Below are 15,103 nucleotides of genomic sequence, written 5' to 3' on the forward strand. Positions count from 1 at the left end.
CCGGCAAGAAGAGGGCGTGGGGGCTTCGGCTTCCGCGCCCTTTTTCTATGCCGGCGACTATCCTGAACAAGCTCGGGCCTGAACAGGCTCGGGCCTGAACAAGCTCGGACGCCAACTCGTTATGAAACCGTAATTAATCATCGGATCGGCGCAAATCCGCGGCTTTCGGCCGCGTTAACCACCGGCTTGCACGGCAACTTAAGTCGCACCGCCTAGATGGGGGGCTCAGCTTCCCGAATTGCGAGTGACCTATGCTTACCGGAATGTTCGTCGGCGGCGTGCGCGGAACCGGGCTGGAGGCGGCGCGCAGCTGGCTCGGCACCAGCCCGCAGATGACCACCATCTTCATCGAGAAGGCCACCTGGGCCGACTGGAAGGGGGAACTCGCGTTCAATGCGACCGCGGCCAAGGCGCAGGGCGTCACCCCGCTCTGGTCGGTGCCGCTGATCGCCGACACCGGTACCCTCCAGGAGGGCGCCGCACACAAATATGACGCCAACTATGTCTATGCGGCGCAGAAGCTGGTCGGCGCCTTCGGCAAGGACCAGCCGATCATCGTCCGGCTCGGCAACGAGATGAACGAGAGCTATTTCAACTGGTCGGCGATCAAGGACCCGGCGGCCTTCGCGCAGACGTTTCGCAACGCCGTCGACGCCTTCCGCTCGGTTTCGGGCAACTTCAGGTTCGAGTGGAACATCCAGGTCTCAAAGGCGGCGATGGACCCTGCTACCGCCTATCCCGGCGACAAATATGTCGATTTCATCGGCGGCGATTTCTACTTCAATAAACCGGGCGCCACGGCCGCCGACGGCGCCACGATGTTCCAATATCTGGTGACGTCCAAATATGGCCTGCAATGGGTCGAGGACTTCGCCGCCGCGCACGGCAAGCAGAGCGCCTATAGCGAATGGGGCATGAACAGCGCCAATGGCGGCAGCTTCATCGCGCTCGCCAAGCAATGGTTCGACACCCATGATGTCGCCTATGCGAATTACTGGGACAGCAACGCCGACTTCAAGGGGAAGCTGAGCAACGGCCAATATGGTGCGGCCGGCGAGGTCTATAAGGCGATGCTCGTCACCGGCGCCGATCCGGCCGGAAGCTACGTCGCCAAATCCTGGACCGGCGACGGCGCCAATAATTATTTCGGCCAGGAAGCCACCAACATCAACTACACCCTCAACGCCGGATCGGGCGACGATGTCGTCGCGCTTGGCCACGGTACCAACATGGTGTCGGGCGGCTATGGATCCGACAGTATCTATGTCGGCAATGGCGATAACATCATCTACGGCAATGCGGCGGGCGTTCCGCTCAAGGACGGCAACGACACGATCATGGCCGGCGGCGGCAGCAACCGGATCGACGGGCAGAGCGGCGACGACCGGATCACCGTCGGCGCGACGGCGAGCACCGGCCGGAACAGCGTCGATGGCGGCGATGGCAATGACGGCATCGTCATCAAGGGTGCGGGGGCGAACAGCGTGCAGGGCGGCGCCGGTGCGGACCGTATCGACGCGAGCGCGGCCACCGGTGGCAACCTGCTATCCGGCGGATTGGGCAACGACAGCCTGCAGGGCGGTGCGGGCAGCGACACGCTGACCGGCGGCGATGGCGACGACCGGCTGGTCGCGGGCAAGGCCAGCGGCCATGCCGATCTGCTGACCGGCGGCGCCGGCGCCGATATTTTCGACTTCAGCCAGCCCGGTTCGGGCGCCGCCGCCAGGGCCGGAACGCTTTTCCAGGAGGTGACGGATTTCCTCCACGGCACCGATCACATCGACCTCGCTTTCAAGGTCGGTGCGGGCGACCTGATCGTCGCGACCAAGCTGTTCACCACCGTCGCTTCAGCGCAGAGCTATGCGCAGCAACTGCTCGACGGCCATGCCGGCACCACCGACATCGCTGCGCTCAAGGTCGGTGCGGACAGTTTCCTGTTTTATCAGGGCGCGGGCGCGACGGGCGCGATCGACTCGATCCTGAAGCTCGACGGCATCGCGGCGACGACGCTGAGCTATCAGGACTTCATCTGAGAGCTTGTCCGGCGGCTGCCGGTGCGGGGACTCACCCGGCCCTTTTCTTCGAAGGCGGCCCGTCCTACCCAAGGGGCATGACAATCATCCGCCCGGCCCGCCCAGATGATGTGGCAGCGCTCGCCGACCTCAAGCTGGTCACGTTCCGGGAGACCTTCCTCGAGGAAGGCTTCGGCATCCCCTATCCGCCGGACGATCTGGCCGCCTTCGAAGCCGCCTCTTATGCGGAGCCCGCGGTCGCTGCCGAAATCGCCGATCGCGCTCGGCAGAACTGGGTCGCCGAGCGCGATGGCCGCCTGCTCGGCTATACGCAGGTCGGGCCCTGCAAATTGCCGCATGCCGATGTGCGGGAAGGCCATGGCGAGCTCTACCAACTCTATGTGCTGCGCGAGGCGCAGGGGCTGAAACTGGGCAAGCAGCTGCTCGATTGCGCGTTGGACCATCTCGCGGCGACGCGCCCCGGCCCGGTCTGGCTCGGGGTCTGGTCGGGCAATGACAAGGCCCAGGCGGTCTACGCCGCGCGCGGATTCGAGAAGGCGGGGGAGTATCGATTCAAGGTGGGCAGCTGGTATGATGAGGAGTTTATCTTCCGGCGCCGATGAACCCGTGTCCAAAACGGTCGCAAGTGATTACTCCGCCGCCTGCGCCGTGCCGCTGATGTGCTTGGTCAGGTCGATGATCATCGATGCCTGGACGAGGCGCGCGATCGAGCCCTGGACGAGCATCTCGATACCCTCGTCGCTGGCGAAACCGCCATAGACCAGGCAGCGCGCCTGCAGCACGCGCGAAAAGGCGTCCCAGATCTTCGGGTCGGGCGGTGTCGGGTTGCTCCAGAAGGCGTCGAGCGGGCCGTCGAAGGTGATGCCCGGGATATTGTACACCGCCTGGCCGAGCGCGATCACCGGGACCCCGGACGCGAGCGCGAGCGTTCCGGTCGTGCTGTTCACGGTGACGACGCCGAGCGAGCCTTCGACGATGTCGGCGATGTTGCCGCCCTTGGCGAAGATCACCCGGTCTTCGACATCGAGCCGACGCGCTTCGCGGCGGATGAAGTGCCGCCAGCTGAACAGGCTGCTGTCGAGCGGGTGCTCCTTGACGAGCAGCAGCGTATCGGCCGGGGCCGAGCGCGCGAAGCTCTCGATCACATAGGATGCGCCGGCCTGCATCGTGCCGAACAGCGAATGGACGCGGATCTGGTGGTCCGAGGAGAGCTGTAGCGGCAACGTGAAATAGCGGCGGCCTTCCAGCCCGGCGAGTGCCGTCTCGGCCTGGTCCTCGTGCAGCTTGCGCAGCGCGAACTGCTTGAGCCAGCCCAGCGCCTCGGCCGCGGCCGAGCGGTCGCGATGCGACCTGTAATTGGGGAAGCGCAGCTTGCCGAGCGAGGTACGGGCATAATAGCTGGTTGCTTCCTGCGCGCGGCGGCGGAAGCGGGACGGCACGTTGGGCAGATCGGCGAGCGGCGGCAAGGTGCGCGCTGCGGCCAGATACCATTTCGGATCGCGCGGCAAAGTCGAGTGGCCGTTGACGCCGTCGAGTTCGAGCGTCGCCCAGTTCGGACGGATATAGCCTTCCTCGAACACATGGACGCGGACGCCGCGCAGCCGGGCCATGCCGCGGGCGGCATTGTGAAGCGGGCGGCAGTCACCGAACAGGATGACATCGCTGATCGCGTGCTGGACGAGATAATCGTCGACAAAGCTCGGCCAGCGTTCCGCGGTGCCGCGATAATCGACGGCCGGCCCCGACCACGAGGCGGCATCGCCGCCGTTGAGATTGATGCGGTGGACGGCGTGGCCCTGATTGCGCAGCGCCGCACCCAGCCGATCGAAGAAGGGCCCGGGCGGTCCCTGCAGGAACAGGAAGCGTTGCTTGGCTATGTCGTGCAGTTTCACGCTTTGCCTCCCACGCTGACCATTCCGCGCCGCAAACGTCCCTGCAAGCGCCTGAAGCGCGTCAGCAGGGTTTCCTGTGGAACGGGCTGTGCCGCCAGTCTTTCGACCAATATCTCAGGCGGACAGGGCAATTTTGTGGCTGGATCAAGATAGCGCGGATACAGGATCAAGGTTGCCGCCACCAATTGCGCCTTCGTTACTGTGCGGCCCCCGCGCCGCTCAATGGGCGGTGCCAGGTCTCGCGTCAATCCCCAACCTGCGTAGAAGGGCTGGCCGTGGGTGACGACCTCGCACCCCCTGATGAGCGCCTCGAACCCGGCGAGCGAGGTGAGCACGTGCACCGCATCGACGCTGTCGAGCAGTGACGACATCGGCACGTCGCGAACGATCTGGTCGACGAACTCGAGCGCTTCGCCGTCCGGAATCCGTCCCCGGCGGTGGCCGGCATCGACATCGGGATGTGGCTTGAAGATCAGATAGGCTTCGGGTTCGGCGGCGCGCGCCCGGCGAAGCAGGTCGAGATTGCCCGCGACGCCCGCACCGCCGAGGCGGACCGAAAGATCGTCCTCAACCTGCCCGGTCACCAGCACCAGCCGCCGGCCCTGCACCGGCCGCTCGAACGGCCGCCCGCCGCTGGCATATTTGCTGATGCCGGCCTCGATCAGGGTGCGCATCAGCCGTTCGGCGCGGGCGATCAGCACCGGATTGTCGATCGGTGTCGCGATCAGCGTCTCGAGATCGGATGGCTTGCGCGGATCGAGATGCAGTCCGCTGCGGTCGAGGATGATCGAGTGGGGCGGGTGGCAATCGCTGCCGAGGCCGCTCGAGCGGAGGAAGCCATCCTCGACGGGATGCACCGTCACGCCATGCGCGGCCGCCTCGGCATCAAGGCCGCGGGGCGCCTTGGACGGCCACACGGCGATCGCGCCCTGCCCGACGCGGGCGTTGCGCACCGCGTCGGCGGCACGGCGGGCAAAATATAGCGGCTGGCCAGGCCACAGCATCGTCTCTACCTCGCGCCGTTTCCAGCGGGCGATGCCGGCGGCGACCGCGAGGCCGCGATTGCGATCGATCGCGTGGCGCCAGAAGACGAGCTGTTCGATGGCTGTCTCGATCGCCACCGGCCGGCCCGTGAAAGGATCGCGATAGTCGACGGCGTCGATCAGCCAGGTGATTACGGCGCGTTCGAGCGGGTCGGGCGCGCCGTCGCGGGCAATGTCGGAAAACCGGCCGGCGCCGAGCCAGTCGACCTCACGTCCGGCCATCCACGCGACCAGGCCAAGTTCATCGTCGCCACCCGCGGCGATCGGGCCGTCCTGGGCAATGCGGTGCCAGAGGTCGTCGGCTCCGGAGCACCAGAAGCTGCCGCCGATCCGCTCGGCAACGATCTGCTCGATGATCATCCGCGCGCGCGCAATGTCCTGCGGGGATGCTGCTGCACGAGGGGAGGGGGCGGGCCTTGCTATGCTGACGGCAGCGGCGGCCGCCGGCGCGCCGGGGAAGGGCGGGGACCGAAGGAACGGAACGAAAACCTTCATCGTGTCGCCCGGCACCCACTGACCTTACCCATCGCGGGAAAATACGCTCCCCCCGCCGTCGATCAAGCGGATAAGGCAGGGGAAATATGTTTCGCTCACGGTTCGTCCCTGTTTCGGCAGGGACTGTCGCGTGGAGTGGCAGCGGGAGGCCGCCGCCCTCCTTACGCCCGGTCGAGTCGTCATCCGAAGCAGGTTCGGGATAACGACGATATCAGGTGCCCGAACTTAGAAGGGCACGTCGTCGTCGAGGTCGCCGGCATCGAACGGGTCCGACTTGCGGCCCGCCGGCGCGCTGGCGCCGCCGCGGCTGCCACCGCCGCCGAAGCTCGCGCCGCCGCCATAGCCGCCGCCATCATCGTCGCCCCAGCCGGAGCCGCCGCCGCCGCTCGCGCCGCCGCCCATGCTGCCACCACCACTGCCGCCGCCGCCGGGTCCGTCGAGCATCACCATCACCGCGTTGAACCCCTGCAGCACCACCTCGGTCGAGTATTTCTCGACGCCGGCATTGTCGGTCCATTTGCGGGTCTGGAGCTGGCCTTCGAGATAGACCTTGCTGCCCTTGCGCAGATAGCGCTCGGCGACATTGGCCAGGTTCTCGTTGAAGATCGCCACCGAATGCCATTCGGTCTTGTCGCGGCGTTCGCCGGTGTTGCGATCCTTCCACTGCTCGGAAGTAGCGACGCGCAGGTTCACCACCTTGCCGCCATTCTGAAAGCTGCGCGATTCGGGGTCGCGGCCCAGATTACCGACCAGGATCACCTTGTTCACGCTGCCGGCCACGGCTGTCTCCTAAATTGGGGTTGCTCTAGAGTCCCAGAGCGATCGCGGCCCAGTATGTAGCGCCTGCCGCGAGATATGCGAGGGCGAACAGATAGCCGAGCATGAAGCCCGTCCATTTCCAGCCATTGGTCTCGCGGCGCACCACGGCGATCGTCGAGATGCACTGCGGCGCGAACACGAACCAGGCAAGGAAAGCGAGGGCGGTCGGCAGCGACCAGCGTCCATGCAGCCGGTCGACCAGTGAGCGCTGCTGCGCGCTCTCGTCCGACGCATCGACGGCATAGACCGTCGCCAGCGCCGAGACTGCGACCTCGCGGGCGGCCATCGCCGGGATCAGCGCCAGTGCCATGTCGCGGGTGAAGCCGATCGGGCGCAGCACCGGTTCCATCCCGTTGGCGATGCGGCCGGCGATCGAATAGTCGATGGCGGGCAGCGCGTTGCCGATCGGCGGTTTGGGATAGGAGACCAGCAGCCACAGCACCATCGTCGTCGCTGCGATGATCGTGCCGGCCCGCCGGAGGAAGATCATCGCGCGCTGCCACAGGCCGAGCGCGACATCGCGCAGGATCGGCATCTGGTAGCGCGGCATCTCCATCATGAAGCCCGGTGGCGGCCCCTTGGTGACGGTGCGTCTGAGAATGAGGGCGGCCAGCATCGCGCCGCCGACGCCTGCGGCATAGAGGCCGAACAGCACCAGGCCCTGGAGTCCGACGCCGGGCGCCACGTCGCGCGCGGGAATGAAGGCCGCGATGATCACCGCATAGACTGGAAGCCGCGCCGAACAGGTCATCAGCGGCGCGATCAATATGGTCGTCAGCCGGTCCTTGGGATCGTCGATGGTGCGCGTCGCCATGATACCCGGGATCGCGCAGGCGAAGGATGAGAGCAGTGGGATGAAGGCCCGCCCCGACAAGCCCACCCGCGACATCAGATGATCCATGATGAAGGCGGCGCGGACCATGTAGCCCGAGGCCTCAAGCATCAGGATGAACAGGAACAGGATCAGGATCTGCGGCAGGAAGACGATCACCGCGCCGACCCCTGCTATCAGCCCCTCGACGATCAGCGAACGCAGGAAGCCGGGGGGCATCGCGGCTGTCACCGCCGCCTGCAATTGCTGGAAGCCGCTGTCGATCATGTCGACCGGCATCGCCGACCAGGCGAACACCGCCTGGAACATCACGAACAATATCGTCGCCAGAAGGGCCGGCCCGATAATGGGATGAAGCGCCACCGCGTCGGCGCGATGGCTCCAGCGGCGCCTGAAATTCTCTTCGGTGGTCGCCGCGACCGCTATCACGCGGGCGCGGCGCTGCAGCGTCACGATGTCCTCGTGGATCACGGCATCGGTTCCGCTCAGGCGAACCGGGCCGCCGGTGGCGAGCATGCCGATCGCGGCCTTGAGCTCTTCGATGCCCTTGCGGCGCACCGCCACGGTGGGGATCACCGGCACGCCCAGAGCGGCCGACAGCTTCGCGGCATCGATGCTGAGGCCGTCGCGGGCGGCCATGTCGATCATGTTGAGTGCCACCACGGTCGGCAGGCCCAGCGCGATCAGCTGGAGCGCGAAGCGGAGGTGGTTGTCCAGGTTGGTCGCGTCAATGACGATCAGCAGCGCCGACGGCAGCCGCTCGCCGGGCTGCTTGCCCAGCAGCACGTCATGCGTCACCGCCTCGTCGGGGCTCGACGGCTCGAGGCTATAGGTGCCGGGCAGGTCGAGCATCTCGACCGGGCGGCCGTCCGCCAGCGCCATTCGACCGGATTTGCGCTCGACGGTCACGCCCGGATAGTTGCCGACCTTCTGGCGGGCTCCGGTCAGCGCGTTGAACAGCGCGCTCTTGCCGGCATTGGGATTGCCGGCCAGCGCGACCAGGGGTGCGGGGTTCATTGGTTCCGGCGCGGCCCCACGCCGATGGCGGCAGCTTGTGCGCTACGCAGCGCAACCGTCATCCGGCCAATCCTGCACGCGATCGGATCAATTCCGAACGGGCCCTTGTGGAGCTTCTCGACCGAAACCCCCTCGTCGACGCCCAGCTCGCGCAGGCGGCGGCCATCCTTGTCGCTGAGGATCGCCCAATCGACGTCGACGATTTCGCCACCACTTCCGAGCGGCAGCTTGTCGAGAGTGATGCGGATCGTGTTGAGGTCCATGATGCAACTGATTATCAATAACGAGAGAAGATTGCGAGTCCAATCATGGCTGGCATCACGCGCCTGCCGTCTCCTCGCCTGGCGCCCGGCTAGCGCCCGGCCCGGTAGCGAAGACGCCCCAGGAAGCGTGCCGGGCTGAAGTGGCGATCGGGATCGACCTTGATCCGGGCTTTCAGCTGTTCAATCTTCATCACGTCGTCGATGCGGCGGTCGAGAAACGCGTGGGTGTCGACGAAGCCTTCGCTGTCGTCATCCATCCAGGCCATCAAGGTGGCGGCATAGACCGCGCTGAGCGTGGCGCGCTTGCTGTACCAGGCGAAGTCGACGCTGCTGTCGCCGGCGGCCCGCCACATCGCATCGGCGGCCCGCCAGCCCAGCTTGGCGGCGCGGCGCGCATTGCCCGGCCGACCGAGTATTGCCAGCGCGCGGCGCAGCGCGTCGGGATGCCGGGCCGCCTCGCCGAGCCGGGCGAGCACTGCCGCGCGGATGCGAGCGCGGATTTTCATCCCCCTCACGCCCTGTGCTTCCAGGGTCGCTGCCATCGACCGGTCGATCATGGCGAACCAGGCGTCGATCATGTCAATCGCGCCACCAGGAAAGCACAGCGCCGCGCGATCGGCCGGCACGCTCAACTCCGCCGCGGCGCCGTCCAGCGCCGTCCTGCTCCAGCCGTCGAACACGGCATGGGCTGGCAGCGTGACGGCCAGCGCGTCGCGCAACTCGTCCAGGGTCATGTCGATAGGTGCGATCATGCCTCTGCTTCTACGCGCGGCGGCTGCGGCTGGCCAGCCTTGCGGGCTTGCATCATCGCCGCAGCCGCAAGATGAGCCAGAACCGGTTCTACGCTCCGAATTTTTCCCGCAACTCCATCATCCGCAGCGCCGCCTTGGCCGCTTCGCCGCCCTTGTCCTTCTCGGTGCGGCGGGCGCGTGCGAGTGCCTGGGCTTCGTTCTCGACGGTAAGAATGCCGTTGCCGATGGCGATGCCATCCATGGACAGCGCCATGAGCCCGCGCGCGCTTTCGTTCGACACCACCTCGAAATGATAGGTTTCGCCGCGGATGATGACGCCCAGCGCGACGAAGCCGTCATAGCGGCCGCTCTCGGCGGCCATCGCGATTGCGCCTGGCACCTCCAGGGCCCCGGGCACGGTGACCGTTTCGTGCCGGTGGCCAGCCTCCTCGATTGCGGTGCGTGCGCCATCGAGGAGCATCTCGTTGAGGTGATCGTAGAAGCGCGCTTCCACGATAAGCAGCTTGGCCATGTTGGATAACCTTCAATTCCTGGGGGGGATCGGGCGCTCGCCGACGATCGACAGGCCATAGCCGGCCAGGCCGACCAGCGTATGATGCGAATTGGTAAGCAGGATCATGTCCTGCACGCCCAGCTCGGTCAGGATCTGGGCGCCGACGCCATAGTCGCGCAACTCGTCCATCTCTGAAGAATCGCCGGTTTCGCGGGCAGCGATCGCCCGGCTCATCCCCGAGGCTATCGGGCGGTTCAGGAGAACATGCACGCCCGACCCTTCTTCCGCGATCATTTCCATCGAGCGCTCTATCAGCCGCGTCCGCGAGGAATCCTCGCCATAGATATCGGCAAAGGGAGACAGCATGTGCATGCGGACCAGTGTCGGCTTTTCGGGGTCGATAAAGCCTTTCACCAGCGCCGTCTGCTCGGTGTTGGTGGCCTTGTTCCGGAATGTCATGGCGCGCCAGTCACCGCCCCATCGGCTGGTGAAACGGGTCTCTGCCACCTTCTCGACCAGATGGTCGTGCTTGCGGCGATAGGCGATCAGATCGCGGATCGTGCCGATCTTGAGCTTGTGGGTTCGCGCAAACTCGACGAGCGTGTCCATCCGCGCCATCGTGCCGTCATCGTTCATGATCTCGCAGATCACGCCGGACGGATTGAGTCCGGCGAGGCGCGAGACATCGACCGCGGCCTCGGTGTGCCCGGCGCGGATGAGAACGCCGCCATTCTTGGCGACCAGCGGAAAGACATGCCCCGGCGTGACGATATGCTCGGGGCCCTTCGACGCATCGATGGCTACGGCGACGGTCCGGGCGCGGTCGGCGGCCGAAATACCCGTCGTCACGCCCTCGCGCGCCTCGATCGAGACGGTGAAGGCGGTTTCATGCCGCGTACCGTTATTCCGGCTCATCAGCGGCAGGCCGAGCTGGTCGACGCGTTCCTGCGTCAGCGTCAGACAGATCAGGCCGCGGCCATATTTGGCCATGAAGTTGACCGCATCCGGCGTCGCCATCTGCGCGGGAATGATGAGATCCCCCTCATTTTCACGATCCTCGTCATCGACCAGGATAAACATCCGGCCGTTGCGCGCTTCATCAATGATCTCTTCGATCGGCGAAAGGCCGGAGAAGGACAGGTAGCGCTCCAACTTCTTGAGCGTCTCTGCGGTCGGGTTCCATTGTGGATCGTCGAGCGAGCGCAGGGAGTTGGGATGGAGGCCTGCGGCCCTTGCAAGGCCGGACCGGGAGATGCGCCGTTCGGTGACGGCTTCGCGGATGCGTTCGATAAGATCGGTGCTCATGAGGGCTGGCTAGCACATTCCGATGTCGCCATCAACCATAAGCCACATTGTAATGTGATTTACCGTGCGGTTCGCGCGCGCAGCTCTTCCATGCGTCCGAGATATCGTGCGAGCACGTCGATCTCGAGGTTCACCCCGTCGTGAACGGCAAGCTCGCCGAGCGTGGTGACCGCGCTGGTGTGCGGAATGATGTTGAGCCCGAATATGGCGCTGCCGTCAGGCTGGTCGGTGACGCTGTTGACGGTGAGTGAGATGCCGTCGACCGCGATCGAACCCTTGGCGGCGAGGTAGGGCGCCAGGGCCGCGGGGGCGCGAATCTCTATTCGCCGTGAATCGCCGTCCGGGGCGAGCGATGCGACAGCGCCGACGCCATCGACATGACCGGTGACGATATGGCCGCCCAGTTCGTCGCCCACCTTCAGCGACCGTTCCAGGTTCAGCTTGCTGCCGATCTTCCAGCGCTCGGGCGGCGTACGGGAGACGCTTTCATGGCTGATGTCGACCGCGAACCAGTCGAGGCCGAGTTCCACCACGGTCATGCAGGCGCCCGAACAGGCGATAGAGGCGCCGATGTCGATCGTCGCGGTGTCATAGCCGCAGGCGATCCGCACGTGCAGGTCGCCGCGCTGTTCGATCGCGACGATAGTCCCGATATCCGTTATGATTCCCGTAAACATCAGGCGCGGTGGTAAACAGAGAGCCGGTCGCTGCCAAGCACCCGCGTGTCGACCGGCCGCCAGCGGCCATGCGCCGCGGCGAGATCGCTCAGACCGATGTCGCCGATCGCCGACTGGCCTGCCCCGATGACGATCGGTGCCGTATATATCAGCAGCCGGTCGACGAGGTCGGCCGCAAGGAAGGCCGCCGCCGCGCCGGCGCCGCCCTCGACAAGGACATGGTCGACGCCCTCGATGGCTGCGATCTCGGCGGGTCGGCGGATCGCCAGCCACCCCTTCGGAGCTTCGTCATGTCCGAGCATCGCGCGGCGCGGGCTGCGATCTTCCAGGCCAGGCAGGCGGACGTCGAGGGTCGGGTCGTCTGCTTCGAGCGTGCCCCGCCCCACGAGAATCATGTCGCATCGCGCGCGTTCGAGATGGCCATGGGCGCGGGCGGCGGGCCCCGTGATCCAGCGACTCGATCCGTCCGCCAGGGCGATGCGTCCGTCCAGCGAGACGGCCAGCTTTAGCGTGACGTGCGGTCGTCCCCTCTCCTGGCGGGTGAGAAACCCGCACATCGATGCGCGCGCCTCGTCTCTGCACACGTCCTGCGTCACCGCAATCCCCGCGGCTTTGAGCCGTGCGATACCCTGGCCGTCGGTGCGGGGATCGGGATCGCCGATGGCGACCACTACCCGTGCCGGTCGGGCAGCGGCAATCAGGTCGGCGCACGCCGGGCCGCGCGGCGAAATATGCGCGCAGGGTTCAAGTGTCACGTACAGGGTCGCCCCTGTGACGTCGCCCGCCGCATCGATGGCGCGCGCCTCGGCGTGGGGCCGCCCGCTCGGTTGCGTCCAGCCGCGCCCGATGACGCGGCCATCGCGGACGATCACGCAGCCGACCGCCGGATTGGGCGCGGTTCGGCCGCGGCCGCGCTCACCAAGAGCGATGGCGGACGCCATCCATCGGCGATCGTCGAGCCCCTGATTATTCAATGCCGAGCTTGTCCGCGAGGCGCTTATATTCAAGCTGCTTTTCACGACGCTTGGCATCGAGGATCTTCTGGTCCGCGATATTCTGTCGCTTGATCTCGTCATCGGTGCGGCTAGCCGGCCAGCTCTGGGCGTAGATGATCTGCGCCCTGGGCGGATCGGTCTTCGAGTCGACGTAGAAACCGAGCACGATCAGCATCGGCATCAGGATCGACAGTGCGGCAAACAGCAGCTTGATGCGGTCTTGTCCGCGCAGGAACGCCTTGAGATCGGCCCATGCGGCGCGCGGGCTGGAGGGGCGTGGGAAGACGGCCATCGCCGCTAGATAGGCAAGCAGGGCCCGCCGCGCCACCCCATGCGGCGGCGTGCCCGGGATTTTCGGTTCTGTCCGCTACCTTATCAGCCCTGGATCTTGAAGCGGAGGGTCATCGTCCGTCAGCTCTCCGCGGCAGGCCGCCGTCGTGGGTTCTTGCAGGAGATGGCGTAATTTCCCAAGCGCGTTTGGCGTGTTGTCCCAAATGTTGGCCACCGTCCCCCGGCCATTTGCAGATCTGATCGAAAACCCTTGGATTTTCGGCCGGTTCGAAACTTGGCACGGCTCCTGCAACGCAGCGGGCATCGGCCAAGCGATGGCCGGCACCAAGGGAGCCAGACGATGTTCGATACCCACTCCAGCATGAGCGATACCGGGCGCTTCCTGCTCGCAGTCGGCGGCGCGCTCTTGTTCAGCCTGGCCTGCCTCACCGCTGCGATCGGCCCGGCCAATGCCAACTGCACCTGCACCGCTGCGGCCGTATCGCTCGACCGCCCCACGCTTCTTTGATTTCACGCCTGTCCCCGGAAAGGGAATTTGCCATGTCTGTCCGCAGCAATTCGTTCCGCCTCAACAAGTCCGAAGGCAAGATCATGGGCGTGTGCGCCGGGCTCGCCGATTATTCGGGCATGGATCTGATGCTGATCCGCGTGCTGGCCGTCCTGCTGACGCTGTGCGGCGTGGGCTCGACGATCATCCTCTACCTGCTGGTCGGGCTGATCGCGCCGTCGAACCGGTTTTGAGCGTCCCTGCATCCAAAGCCAACGTCGTCCCGAATTTTACCGTCATCCCGGCCTCCGCCGGGACGACGTGAAGGGCGAGCGACCTACCCGCCCGCCGCCCGCTTCAGCCGTTCCAACGCCCGATGCTTCCCGATCAACGGCAGCAGCGCGTTCATGTCGGGACCATGTTCGCGGCCGGTCAGCGCCAGGCGCAACGGCAGGAACAGGCTCTTGCCCTTGCGGCCGGTCTGCGCGCCGAGGGCGCCGGTCAGCGTCTTCCAGATGGCGTCGCTCCATGCCATGCCCGACGCGAGTTCGGCGGCAGCAGCCAGGAATTCGCGATCCTCGGGCAGGCCGCATGCCCCTGCCGCATCCTCCACCACAGCCCACCAGTCGGCAGCTTCGGCGACGCGGCTCAGGTTGGGCCGCACCGCGTGCCAGGCCGCTGCGTCCATCCGCGCCGGCAGACGATCGGCGACCGCTTCATGATCAAGCGCGTGGATGATCCGCGCGTTGAGCGCCTTCAACTCGTCGAGGTCGAAGCGCGCCGGCGCCCGGCCGAAGCGGGCGAAGTCGAACGACTCGATCAGCGCCGCCGGATCGGTTGCCGGCTCGACCGGCAGGCTGGTGCCGATCCGGGCGAGCAGCGCGATCAGCGCGATCGGTTCGATGCCTTCCTCGCGAAAGCTGTCGCAGCCGAGCGAGCCGAGCCGCTTCGACAGCTTGCCCTCGCTGCCCACCAGCAGCGCCTCATGCGCGAAGGCGGGTGCGGGCGCGCCGAGCGCAGCGAACATCTGCAATTGCAGGCCGGTGTTGGTGACATGATCCTCGCCGCGCACGACATGGGTGACCCCCATGTCGATATCGTCGATCGCGCTGGGCAGCATATAGAGCCAGCTGCCGTCGGCGCGGCGGATCACCGGGTCCGACAGCAGCTTCGGATCGAGCTGCTGCGGCCCGCGGATGAGATCGTTCCAGGCGATCGGGCTGTCATGGTCGAGCAGGAAGCGCCAGTGCGGGCGGCGCCCCTCCGCCTCGAAGCCCGCACGCTCGGCACCGCTCAGCGCCAGCGCGGCCCGGTCGTATATCGGGGGCAGGCCCCGTCCGGCGAGGATCTTGCGCTTGAGCTCGAGCTCTTCGGCGCTTTCGTAGCAGGCATAGACCCGGCCTGCGGCGCGCAGCGTCTCGAACCTGGCTTCGTAAAGCGCGAAGCGCTCGGACTGCCGCGCACTGTCGTCTGGCAACAGGCCCAGCCAGCCGAGATCGGCGCGGATCGCCTCGGCATTTTCCGGGGTCGACCGCTCTAGATCCGTGTCGTCGAGCCGCAGCAGGAAGCGCCCGCCATGCTTCTTCGCCCACATCCAGTTATGGAGCGCGGTACGGATATTGCCGACATGGAGCCGGCCGGTCGGCGAAGGCGCGAAGCGAGTGACGATCATGCCGGCGCTCATAAGGCGATCGGGCTGGTTGGGCCAC

General features: G+C 66.2%; 16 protein-coding genes. 4 read left to right on the top strand and 12 right to left on the bottom strand.

Going from position 1 to position 15,103, the window contains the following annotated elements; all coding sequences use genetic code 11:
• Positions 1–251 precede the first annotated feature (251 nt).
• Entirely contained in the window at positions 252–2,033 is a 1,782-nt protein-coding gene (locus AC1DQK_RS16350; protein ID WP_477872419.1) for a glycosyl hydrolase, read from the top strand.
• Positions 2,034–2,110: 77 nt separating this feature from the next.
• Positions 2,111–2,635: an N-acetyltransferase family protein gene (locus AC1DQK_RS16355; protein ID WP_477872421.1), complete on the top strand. Its 525-nt coding sequence runs from the start codon at positions 2,111–2,113 to the stop codon at positions 2,633–2,635.
• Between the two features lie 27 nt (positions 2,636–2,662).
• On the opposite strand, the gene AC1DQK_RS16360 is transcribed toward AC1DQK_RS16355, so the two are convergent.
• The 11 genes from AC1DQK_RS16360 to AC1DQK_RS16410 all read right to left on the bottom strand — a co-directional run bounded on the left by AC1DQK_RS16360 (position 2,663) and on the right by AC1DQK_RS16410 (position 12,908).
• Positions 2,663–3,925 (bottom strand): capsule biosynthesis protein, encoded by a 1,263-nt coding sequence (locus tag AC1DQK_RS16360; protein ID WP_477872423.1) that lies wholly within the window; start codon positions 3,923–3,925, stop codon positions 2,663–2,665.
• Positions 3,922–5,328 (bottom strand): capsular polysaccharide export protein, LipB/KpsS family, encoded by a 1,407-nt coding sequence (locus AC1DQK_RS16365; protein WP_477872425.1) that lies wholly within the window; start codon positions 5,326–5,328, stop codon positions 3,922–3,924. The genes AC1DQK_RS16360 and AC1DQK_RS16365 overlap by 4 nt, the downstream gene beginning before the upstream one ends.
• 360 nt (positions 5,329–5,688) lie before the next feature.
• A complete protein-coding gene (ssb, locus tag AC1DQK_RS16370) occupies positions 5,689–6,243 on the bottom strand; it encodes a single-stranded DNA-binding protein (RefSeq protein WP_477872427.1) in 555 nt (184 codons plus the stop codon).
• A 25-nt stretch (positions 6,244–6,268) separates the two neighbouring features.
• A complete protein-coding gene (gene feoB, locus AC1DQK_RS16375; protein ID WP_477872429.1) occupies positions 6,269–8,131 on the bottom strand; it encodes a ferrous iron transporter B in 1,863 nt (620 codons plus the stop codon).
• Positions 8,128–8,394 (bottom strand): FeoA family protein, encoded by a 267-nt coding sequence (locus AC1DQK_RS16380; protein WP_477872431.1) that lies wholly within the window; start codon positions 8,392–8,394, stop codon positions 8,128–8,130. Before AC1DQK_RS16380 ends, feoB begins: the two co-directional genes overlap by 4 nt.
• Before the next feature lie 89 nt (positions 8,395–8,483).
• Positions 8,484–9,146, bottom strand: a complete 663-nt coding sequence (locus AC1DQK_RS16385) for a COQ9 family protein (protein ID WP_477872433.1) — start codon at positions 9,144–9,146, stop codon at positions 8,484–8,486.
• Between the two features lie 88 nt (positions 9,147–9,234).
• The gene (gene ribH / locus AC1DQK_RS16390) at positions 9,235–9,657 is read right to left on the bottom strand and encodes a 6,7-dimethyl-8-ribityllumazine synthase (protein WP_477872435.1); all 423 of its coding nucleotides are present in this window, start codon (positions 9,655–9,657) and stop codon (positions 9,235–9,237) included.
• Positions 9,658–9,669: 12 nt separating this feature from the next.
• Positions 9,670–10,944 carry a 3,4-dihydroxy-2-butanone-4-phosphate synthase gene (ribB, locus tag AC1DQK_RS16395; protein ID WP_477872437.1) on the bottom strand — a complete coding sequence of 425 codons (1,275 nt, stop codon included), beginning with the start codon at positions 10,942–10,944 and terminating at the stop codon, positions 9,670–9,672.
• 59 nt (positions 10,945–11,003) lie between these two features.
• Complete coding sequence (locus AC1DQK_RS16400) at positions 11,004–11,621, bottom strand: riboflavin synthase (protein WP_477872439.1); 618 nt, start codon at positions 11,619–11,621, stop codon at positions 11,004–11,006.
• A complete protein-coding gene (gene ribD / locus AC1DQK_RS16405; RefSeq protein WP_477872441.1) occupies positions 11,621–12,562 on the bottom strand; it encodes a bifunctional diaminohydroxyphosphoribosylaminopyrimidine deaminase/5-amino-6-(5-phosphoribosylamino)uracil reductase RibD in 942 nt (313 codons plus the stop codon). The genes AC1DQK_RS16400 and ribD overlap by 1 nt, the downstream gene beginning before the upstream one ends.
• A 25-nt stretch (positions 12,563–12,587) precedes the next feature.
• Positions 12,588–12,908 carry a hypothetical protein gene (locus AC1DQK_RS16410; RefSeq protein ID WP_477872443.1) on the bottom strand — a complete coding sequence of 107 codons (321 nt, stop codon included), beginning with the start codon at positions 12,906–12,908 and terminating at the stop codon, positions 12,588–12,590.
• A 339-nt stretch (positions 12,909–13,247) separates the two neighbouring features.
• Between AC1DQK_RS16410 and AC1DQK_RS16415 the strand changes: the two genes are divergently transcribed.
• The gene (locus AC1DQK_RS16415; RefSeq protein WP_477872445.1) at positions 13,248–13,415 is read left to right on the top strand and encodes a hypothetical protein; all 168 of its coding nucleotides are present in this window, start codon (positions 13,248–13,250) and stop codon (positions 13,413–13,415) included.
• Between the two features lie 32 nt (positions 13,416–13,447).
• The gene (locus AC1DQK_RS16420) at positions 13,448–13,648 is read left to right on the top strand and encodes a PspC domain-containing protein (protein ID WP_477872447.1); all 201 of its coding nucleotides are present in this window, start codon (positions 13,448–13,450) and stop codon (positions 13,646–13,648) included.
• An 83-nt stretch (positions 13,649–13,731) separates the two neighbouring features.
• On the opposite strand, the gene gltX is transcribed toward AC1DQK_RS16420, so the two are convergent.
• A complete protein-coding gene (gene gltX / locus AC1DQK_RS16425) occupies positions 13,732–15,066 on the bottom strand; it encodes a glutamate--tRNA ligase (protein WP_477872585.1) in 1,335 nt (444 codons plus the stop codon).
• Between the last annotated feature and the right edge of the window lie 37 nt (positions 15,067–15,103).

Source organism: Rhizorhabdus sp. P4_G5, from assembly GCF_056401065.1.